Genomic DNA, 7,814 nt, shown 5'->3' with positions numbered 1-7,814 from the left:
GTGATGCTGGACGCGATTGTGAGACTTCTGCCGGGAGTGCTTGGCAACTTTGAATCGGCGCTGGAAGATTCGCATCTGGAGGGACTCCTGGGAGCGCCGGTATATACCAGACCGGAGGAATATCGCGGATTGAAAGTACCGTCGGAGCTGCTTTCCGGCGACCACAAACTGATTGAGAAATATCGTCGCCAGGAAGCGATTAGGAAGACCGTTCAGAATCGTCCCGAACTCCTAAAGAAAGCCGACCTGGGCCAGGATGACCTGAATTTTGCCGATAGATTGCGACACGAAAATAATAAATGAAAGGATATAAAGATGAAACAGATTGCTCAACTGGAAAAGATGTACCTGAAGGATAAAGTTCCTTCTTTCAAGTCCGGGGATACGGTGAAGGTGCATGTGAAAATCAAAGAAGGGGATAAAGAGAGGGTTCAGGTTTTTCAGGGAACCGTCATAGCCCGTCGCGGTGGCGGAGTCGGTGAGACCTTTACGGTGCGGAAAATGTCCTCCGGTATCGGGGTGGAGCGTATATTCCCCCTTCATTCGCCCAATGTTTCCAAGATTGAAAGAGTGCGTCAGGGGAAAGTTCATAAGGCAAAACTCTATTATCTGCGCGACCTGACCGGCAAATCGGCTCGCATCAGCGAAAAACTGATGGCGGAGAAAGAAGAAGAGTCACCGGCGGAGAAGGAATAATACACTTTCGCAAGCCGTTCAGAATCCAGTTTAAAGCAGGGTCAGAGATGCCCCTGCTTTTTTATTGCCGGGAAATCTAAATCGAGCCTTGATAGGCCGCGTTTCAAAAATGCCTCTTGGAATTTCGGAAATCGTATATATTATAAATAGCCTGGTTTATCCTCAGAGAACTTCTCTCCTAATGGCGGTGATTATGATAAGAATTATGAAAAAGCCGATCGATGCGCGATTAATCTGCATCATACTGAGCGGTATTGTAGCCGCGATTGTTTCCTCTTGCGGGTCGGAAAAAGTGCCAATCAAACAGGACATGACGCCGATTGTCGATACTACTGTCTATTATGTTCCGCAGATGTTCCCGACCATTCAGGAGGCGGTCAACGCCGCCGGAATGGGGGAAACGGTGATGGTGGCGCCGGGGGTCTATGAAGGCGAGGGGAACCGGGGTATTACTTTTTCGAGGAAGAGGATTATAGTCATTGCGGCGGCGGGACCGCTTGAGACAGTCATTGATTGCGAGGGGAATGCCGTCACGCCGCATCAGGCTTTCAATATCAGTGGGGCGGAGGAATCAGGGGTTATAGATGGTTTTACCATCCGGGGCGGATATTATAACAACGGCGGCGCCATAAATATTCAATCGTCGGGACCGGTAATTCGCAACTGCATATTTCACGATAACAGGGCGCCGATAAGCGGCGGCGCGATTCGGGTAAAAGGACGGGGCGAAGCGCATATTATAAATTGCACTTTCGCGAATAATTCGTCGATGGCCGGAGGCGCCATATTCACCATTGCCGGGGCAAAACCGCGTATCGAAAACTGTTTGATTGCATATTCCGATTCGGGCGGCGCGATTCATGTCAATGACGGCACCAGTGTACCGGTGATAAGTTGCACCGATATTCTCGGCAATGCCGGCGGCGACTGGAGCGGCGATATCGCCGGCATGGTGAATACCGACGGCAATTTCAGCGCCGAGCCGCTATTCTGTGACCGAAGCGATAGGGATTTTCGGTTGGAGGGGAATTCTCCCTGCCTGCCGGCAAACAATAATTGCGGGGTGCAAATCGGGGCGACGATATCGTCATGCCGCGATGATTAGCTGCTAACCAGCGGCAACATCGCAGTTATTCCTGAGTAAATTTCCCAGCTCTTGCGCAGACATCTGGAAGGCAATGATTGTGAAGCGATAACTCTTTGATATATGGGAACTAACACAGAATTCGGTAAAATAGAAACGGCCTTTGGCAGAATCAATCAGTGTAACAGAGAATCCGGCACGAATCTCGCTTTCTGTCAATTGAGAAAGAAGGAGGTTTGTATGAGCGTAATCATACTGATTTTAGTGTTAAGGACCGGGTTAAAGATGTTCAAGAGACTAATTCCCGGTGTACTGGTCTTGGCGGTCATGCTGAATTTTGGCGGCTGCACTTTGGTCGGATTTACAGTCGGCTATGCTATTGATGAGAGCACCGATGAATATGCGATGGTTAAGCCGGGGGAGCTGGGAAATCTTCAGGAAGGACGGGATATCAAGGCAAGAATGACTAACGGGTTAACAGCTACCGGTAAGTATGTCAGTCTTGTCAGAGATGATTCTCTGGATTACCGTCTTCGGTACGAGCGATTGGTTAAGAAAATGGGGTTGAGCGCTTTTCCGAACCTGGGCGACACTGTCAGTTTTCAGTATGCGGTGGAGTCTGATTTAAGGGTGCGGACGGGGGAGAATTCCTCAGAGAGCGATTCTGTCGGTTATCGATATGCCGCGGCGTCAGTCATCGAAGGGGTCCTGGCCGGTTTTGACCAGGGGTATGGGGACGAACCGGGGGCTGCTCGCATATTTCTTGACAGAAGGGTGTCAGGAGAAGAATTCCATGAAAAACTTAAATTTCTGGCGTTTTTGACCACCGCCGGCGGAGATACACTTCGGGGTGAGAGCCTGATCGGGCTGGTGGCGGAGCATAAAGTGCCGATGCGGATGGAACTTCTCATGAAAGTGGGGCTTCTTCACGACCGGTTCCCGCAGGAAGAGATTCTGGAAGTACAGGCTAAGAAAAAGAGGAATGCGAAGTTGATAGGAACCATCATAGGGGCGGCCATTGATGCGGCATGGATAATCGCGATGGCAACGTACGACTGGGACTCATTCAGCTGGGGCGGTGGCGGGTCTTATTGAGGGGGGGATGCTCAAATGACACGTCTTGACAGTATCGCTTTTTGATTTGCCTCAGGATTACAGGCTTGACATCGGGCGAAAGCGGGGGTAATTTGGCAGTGAGGGCCAAAAGAATAATGAAGATATCTCTAATTGATAATGAAAAAACGAAGACTGCTGAGAATCTTTCGTCTCTGATTAGTGACTCAGATGACACACGGATTGCAGTAGCTTTTGTCTCAAGAGATGGTCTCAGACAGATCGTCAATTCCTTAGAGACTTCTTTAGATAGAGGGGCGCACGTGGAATTTCTTGTAGGTATGAACATGCGGGCAACTGATCCTAAAGCAATAAGACAGATTTATAATATGACAGTAAGGAATCCATGTGTTTCACTATTTTGCCATATATCAGATTCGCGGGCATCAATCTATCATCCAAAGCTATATCTTATGAGAAGGAGGAATCAGGTATCCGCAATCATTGGGTCTTCGAATTTGACAAGGAGAGGGTTAGTAGAAAATATTGAAATAAATCTGCTCTTGCAGGATGAAATTTCGAATACTGTTATAAGTGAAACTTATGAATTGTACAATAAACTGAAATTTCACAAGAATAGAGTCATACCTGACAGTGAATTCATAGACATGTATGAAGGGCTCTGTAAAGAAACTGAGAAGCAGGACCATTTGATCTCGAGAGGGTCGGTCTATAGAAGATTAAACATTGAATATACTGAAAAAGTGAAACGTTTGAAAAAGCCCAAGCCCAGCCGCTCTGATTTGGTTGGATGGCTGGAATTGGTGTACGATTCCTTGCCGGAAGGGCTTTTTACGAATTCACAAATCTATCGTAAAGAAAGTGAATTCAAAAGGCTTTATCCTGATAATATGAACATCAGGGCGAAAATCCGACAACAACTCCAGCTTCTGGAAAATCTGGGTTTCTTGCGTCATGAAGGTACAGGTAAATGGTCAAAGATAGAGTGATGGGTTACAAAAATGAAAAATGGCGTGACGCTCCGAGTCATTGTGTTGAGTGCGACATGCTTCGACCACATAACTCTGGGTGTGTTTGCGAAAACTGTCATAATATTTCAATACTAAACAGTTTTGGTGACTGGATAGAAAACCCCCAATTGAGTCAAATATATTATGCACTCAATAAGATTGACGAATTGACGGTTTAATTCCCCCTCCCTTTTCCCGTTGACAGCCCTATAACCGCCTGCGTACATTCCCCTTTCATTATGAATATGCCGAATAAATTGACCCTCTCCAGGATTATCCTGTCCCCGGTCTTCATGGTCTTTTTTTTGCTTGAAGCCCCCACCGGACGGGTCATCGGGTTCGCCATCTATATTATCGCCGTAATCACCGACCTGATGGATGGCCATTATGCCCGTAAGTACGGCATAATCACCGGCTTCGGCAAATTCATGGACCCCCTCGCCGACAAAATCCTGGTCACCACTGCCCTCATCGCCCTGGTCTCGCTGGGGTACGCCCGCGCCTGGATGGTTATGCTTATCGTGGCGCGGGAATTCTATGTCACCGGTATCCGCTCCCTGGCGGCGTACAAAGGGGCGGTGATTGTCCCCTCTTACTGGGCGAAAGTGAAAACGGTGCTTCAGATGTCAGCCATTACCTTTATCCTGCTGGTGGTGACGCTTGACGCCGTCTGGGCGCAGAGCGGAAATCCGGCCCGGGCGATACTCAATTTTGACCGGCAGACTGTTTATGATATCCTGATAGGAGCGGCGACAGCGCTTACGCTATACACCGGTTTCGATTACACCGTGAAATATTACTCGATGCTGAAGAATGTTCTAAGATGAGAACCGGCAGAATTATCGCTTTCTTCGCATCGGGTTTCTATACCGGCTACTCTCCACTTATTCCCGGGACAACCGGCTCCATTCCCCCCTGGCTGATTGGGTATTTTTTGATAGGGACCAATCAGACCGCGCTCTGGATTACCGCCGGGATTTCTGTCATCCTATCGATTTATCTCGCAACTATCGCCGAGCCGATTATGGGGCATGATTCAAAAAAAATCGTCATTGATGAATGGGCCGGGATGTTTATATCGTTTCTGTTCATACCCTTTACTTTCACCAATTACCTTATTGCTTTTCTGGCGTTTCGGGCGCTGGATGCGGTCAAATTTTTCCCCGCCAACGAAGCGGAAAAGCTCCCCAAAGGCTGGGGAGTTACCGCTGATGATATTGTCGCCGGAATTCAGGCGAATTTATTGACACGTCTTATTATATTCCTCTTTGCCATTGTCAAAAGCTGAGCCGAATTTGATTTTGAGGATTTAGATGATAATCGAACTGATTACGATCGGAGATGAGATAATCTCGGGGCATACGGTTGATACCAATTCCGCTATGATAGCGCGGAAACTTCTCGATATCGGATTCTGGGTGACCTACAAGAGCGCGGTGGGGGATGAGCCGAAACGGATGGAAGAGGTCATCTATCAGGCGCTCAAGAGAGCCGATATTGTGATAGCGACCGGCGGACTGGGTCCGACCGATGATGATATCACCAAGCGGGTGATTGTCAAAGTTTTCAAGCGGAATCTGGTCTTTCACGAGGAAGTGCTGGAGGATATCAAGAAGCGGTACCAGGCGCGCGGCATCAAGATGCCGTCAATCAATCAAAACCAGGCGCTTCTTCCCCAGGGGGCAATGTTCCTGCCGAATCGTCTCGGCTCGGCCGTCGGGATAGTCATTGCCGAGGGGAACCGGATATTTGCGGCGCTTCCCGGCGTGCCGCGGGAAGCGGAAGTGATGGTGGCGGAGCAGCTGATACCGTATCTGGAAGCAAATTTGCGCAAGGAGCATCTCCGCGTGATAAAACTTCGGACCACCGGTATCATCGAATCGGCGCTGGCGGAAAAGATAAAGACTTTGCCGCGTCTGCCGGAAAACGTGCATCTGGCGTATCTTCCCTGGTACGGCGGAGTCGATTTGCGGATTATGTCATTTGGGCAGACCAAAGAGATGGCCACCGTTCCGGCCGAAAATTTCGCCAAACAGCTTCGTCAGATAGCCGGTAAATATATCTATGGCGAAGATGAGGCTACCTTGGAAGGGGTGATAGGAAATCTCTTGAGAGAACGTCATCAGAAATTGGCGACCGCCGAATCCTGCACCGCGGGGCTTCTTGCCGCAAAGATAACCGATATCCCCGGCTCTTCCGATTACTTCGAGCGGGGAGTGGTGGCATATTCGAATCAATCCAAAATGGAACTTTTGGGAGTGCCGTCGGCTCTGCTGGAGCAGCTCGGGGCGGTATCGCAGGAGGTTGCCGAAGCGATGGCGTCAGGCGTCCGGGAAAAAGCGCTCGTCGATTACGGAGTGGCGATAACCGGTATCGCCGGACCGGGCGGAGGCACCGCCGAGAAACCGGTCGGGACTGTCTTTATCGCAACCTCGTCGGAAGCAGGAATCAGAAGCAGGAAACTTCAGTTGGGACCGGACCGGGAGATGAACCGTAAGCGCTCGGTTTTTGCGGCGCTGGAACTGCTTCGAAGGACCATTTTGGGAATCGAGTGATGCGTCTCTTTATCGCCTTGCCGCTGCCGCGGGAAATTGAAGAACTTCTGGGGAAGATTATTTTCGTGCTTAAGCAGAAAGGGGGCGGAAGAATCAAATGGGTGGCGCCGAAAAATATTCATCTCACGGTCAAATTTCTGGGGGAGACCGAAGAAGCCAAACTGGAGGGGATAAAAAAGGCGGTCGGAGAGATTGCCGGCAGATATCCGGTGGTAAAATGCTCGGTTGATAAGGTCGGGGCGTTTCCGGACCTGGTGAGGCCGCGCGTTTTCTGGGCCGGTTTAAGCGGCGATATCGAAATTCTGCAGTCAATTGTGAATGAGATTGAAGACGCGATGGCGTCGCTTGGATTCGCTCGGGAGGAGAAACGGTTCAAGCCGCATCTGACACTGGGGCGGGTGAAGGAAAATTACGGATTGGGGGATTTGGTCAGTTATGTCAAGGGGTACGCGATGGCGCCGGAGCCGTTTGCGATGGAGACGCTGGTCTTATTCAAATCGACCCTTACCCCGAAGGGTCCGATATATGAGCGGCTTTACGAAGCGGGGTTGGGGGGGTAAGGGGGTAAGATATCAGGGATATATTTCATTTTCGGGCGGAATGATCTGAGTTGAAACTATGCCCCGTCTCCGAGGGGGAGTTCGACATATAAAATCTCTTGCTCAGGAAATAACAGGAGGAAACTGCTATGGAGTTTTTTACAACTTTGTTGGTCCCGATTCTGCTTTCATCTGTGTTTGTTTTCGCGGTAAGTTCGCTTATCCACATGGCACTCAAGTACCACGCCAACGATTTCAAGAAAATGCCCAACCAGGACGGAATCCAGGCGGCGCTTCGGCCCTTCAACATTCCGCCCGGTGACTACTTCCTGCCTCGGGCAGATTCGATGAAGGATATGAAGGGGCCGGAGTTTGTCGAAAAACTCAACAACGGTCCGGTCGCGGTGATGACGGTACTCGAGAATGGGCCCTTAAACATGGGGCAGAGTCTGCTCCTTTGGTTTCTGTACAGCGTCGTGGTGAGTATATTTTCGGCCTATATTGCCTGGCATGCCGTGCAGGCGGGCGGCTCATATCTTAACGTGTTTCGCTTTGTCGGATGCTCGGCATTTATGGGTTATTCGCTGGCTCTGCTTCAGGGTTCGATATGGTATGGTCGGAGTTGGAGTACGGTGCTCAAGACAGTGTTTGACGGGCTGATTTACGCTCTCGTGACGGCCGGCACATTCGGCTGGTTGTGGCCTAAGATGTAGAGCCAGATTAAACCGGGTTCTTAATCCGATTCAGGCCGGCTTTGGGATGCATAAGGAAAGTCAGTCTGACATCACTGTCTACATTGCCATCTGAGTAAGTCGAAGTTCTTCATAAGTTTTTAACATTTGTTTGAACGAAGTAG

At 49.7% G+C, this 7,814-nt stretch carries 10 protein-coding genes; all 10 read left to right on the top strand.

From position 1 onward, the window contains the following. Window positions 1-303, top strand: a 303-nt coding sequence (locus AB1690_05575) for a tRNA (guanosine(37)-N1)-methyltransferase TrmD (GenBank protein ID MEW6014771.1), incomplete at its 5' end; no start/stop codon positions are given. A 12-nt stretch (window positions 304-315) separates the two neighbouring features. After that, window positions 316-696 (top strand): 50S ribosomal protein L19, encoded by a 381-nt coding sequence (gene rplS / locus AB1690_05570; protein MEW6014770.1) that lies wholly within the window; start codon window positions 316-318, stop codon window positions 694-696. Window positions 697-889: 193 nt separating this feature from the next. Beyond that, window positions 890-1,801 (top strand): right-handed parallel beta-helix repeat-containing protein, encoded by a 912-nt coding sequence (locus AB1690_05565; protein ID MEW6014769.1) that lies wholly within the window; start codon window positions 890-892, stop codon window positions 1,799-1,801. A 219-nt stretch (window positions 1,802-2,020) separates the two neighbouring features. Further along, window positions 2,021-2,875 (top strand): hypothetical protein, encoded by an 855-nt coding sequence (locus tag AB1690_05560; GenBank protein MEW6014768.1) that lies wholly within the window; start codon window positions 2,021-2,023, stop codon window positions 2,873-2,875. 65 nt (window positions 2,876-2,940) lie between these two features. Continuing rightward, the gene (locus AB1690_05555) at window positions 2,941-3,843 is read left to right on the top strand and encodes a phospholipase D-like domain-containing protein (protein ID MEW6014767.1); all 903 of its coding nucleotides are present in this window, start codon (window positions 2,941-2,943) and stop codon (window positions 3,841-3,843) included. Between the two features lie 266 nt (window positions 3,844-4,109). Continuing rightward, a complete protein-coding gene (gene pgsA, locus AB1690_05550) occupies window positions 4,110-4,691 on the top strand; it encodes a CDP-diacylglycerol--glycerol-3-phosphate 3-phosphatidyltransferase (GenBank protein ID MEW6014766.1) in 582 nt (193 codons plus the stop codon). Continuing rightward, the gene (locus tag AB1690_05545) at window positions 4,688-5,152 is read left to right on the top strand and encodes a phosphatidylglycerophosphatase A (protein ID MEW6014765.1); all 465 of its coding nucleotides are present in this window, start codon (window positions 4,688-4,690) and stop codon (window positions 5,150-5,152) included. The genes pgsA and AB1690_05545 overlap by 4 nt, the downstream gene beginning before the upstream one ends. 25 nt (window positions 5,153-5,177) lie before the next feature. After that, a complete protein-coding gene (locus tag AB1690_05540) occupies window positions 5,178-6,419 on the top strand; it encodes a competence/damage-inducible protein A (GenBank protein ID MEW6014764.1) in 1,242 nt (413 codons plus the stop codon). After that, complete coding sequence (gene thpR / locus AB1690_05535; protein MEW6014763.1) at window positions 6,419-6,979, top strand: RNA 2',3'-cyclic phosphodiesterase; 561 nt, start codon at window positions 6,419-6,421, stop codon at window positions 6,977-6,979. The genes AB1690_05540 and thpR overlap by 1 nt, the downstream gene beginning before the upstream one ends. Window positions 6,980-7,107: 128 nt before the next feature. After that, complete coding sequence (locus AB1690_05530) at window positions 7,108-7,671, top strand: hypothetical protein (GenBank protein MEW6014762.1); 564 nt, start codon at window positions 7,108-7,110, stop codon at window positions 7,669-7,671. Window positions 7,672-7,814 lie beyond the last annotated feature (143 nt).

The organism is Candidatus Zixiibacteriota bacterium, assembly GCA_040753495.1.
Classification (GTDB): Bacteria; Zixibacteria; MSB-5A5; order GN15; family PGXB01; genus DYGG01.
Note: the sequence above shows the minus strand (reverse complement) of the source record. Positions and strands in the feature narration are given on the sequence as shown.

What these genes read in the sequence shown, in the direction of transcription:
- AB1690_05530 (MEW6014762.1), top strand. Translation starts at nt 7,108, where the DNA reads ATGGAGTTTTTTACAACTTTGTTGGTCCCGATTCTGCTTTCATCTGTG.
- pgsA (MEW6014766.1), top strand. Translation starts at nt 4,110, where the DNA reads ATGCCGAATAAATTGACCCTCTCCAGGATTATCCTGTCCCCGGTCTTC.
- AB1690_05545 (MEW6014765.1), top strand. Translation starts at nt 4,688, where the DNA reads ATGAGAACCGGCAGAATTATCGCTTTCTTCGCATCGGGTTTCTATACC.
- thpR (MEW6014763.1), top strand. Translation starts at nt 6,419, where the DNA reads ATGCGTCTCTTTATCGCCTTGCCGCTGCCGCGGGAAATTGAAGAACTT.
- AB1690_05560 (MEW6014768.1), top strand. Translation starts at nt 2,021, where the DNA reads ATGAGCGTAATCATACTGATTTTAGTGTTAAGGACCGGGTTAAAGATG.
- AB1690_05540 (MEW6014764.1), top strand. Translation starts at nt 5,178, where the DNA reads ATGATAATCGAACTGATTACGATCGGAGATGAGATAATCTCGGGGCAT.
- rplS (MEW6014770.1), top strand. Translation starts at nt 316, where the DNA reads ATGAAACAGATTGCTCAACTGGAAAAGATGTACCTGAAGGATAAAGTT.
- AB1690_05565 (MEW6014769.1), top strand. Translation starts at nt 890, where the DNA reads ATGATAAGAATTATGAAAAAGCCGATCGATGCGCGATTAATCTGCATC.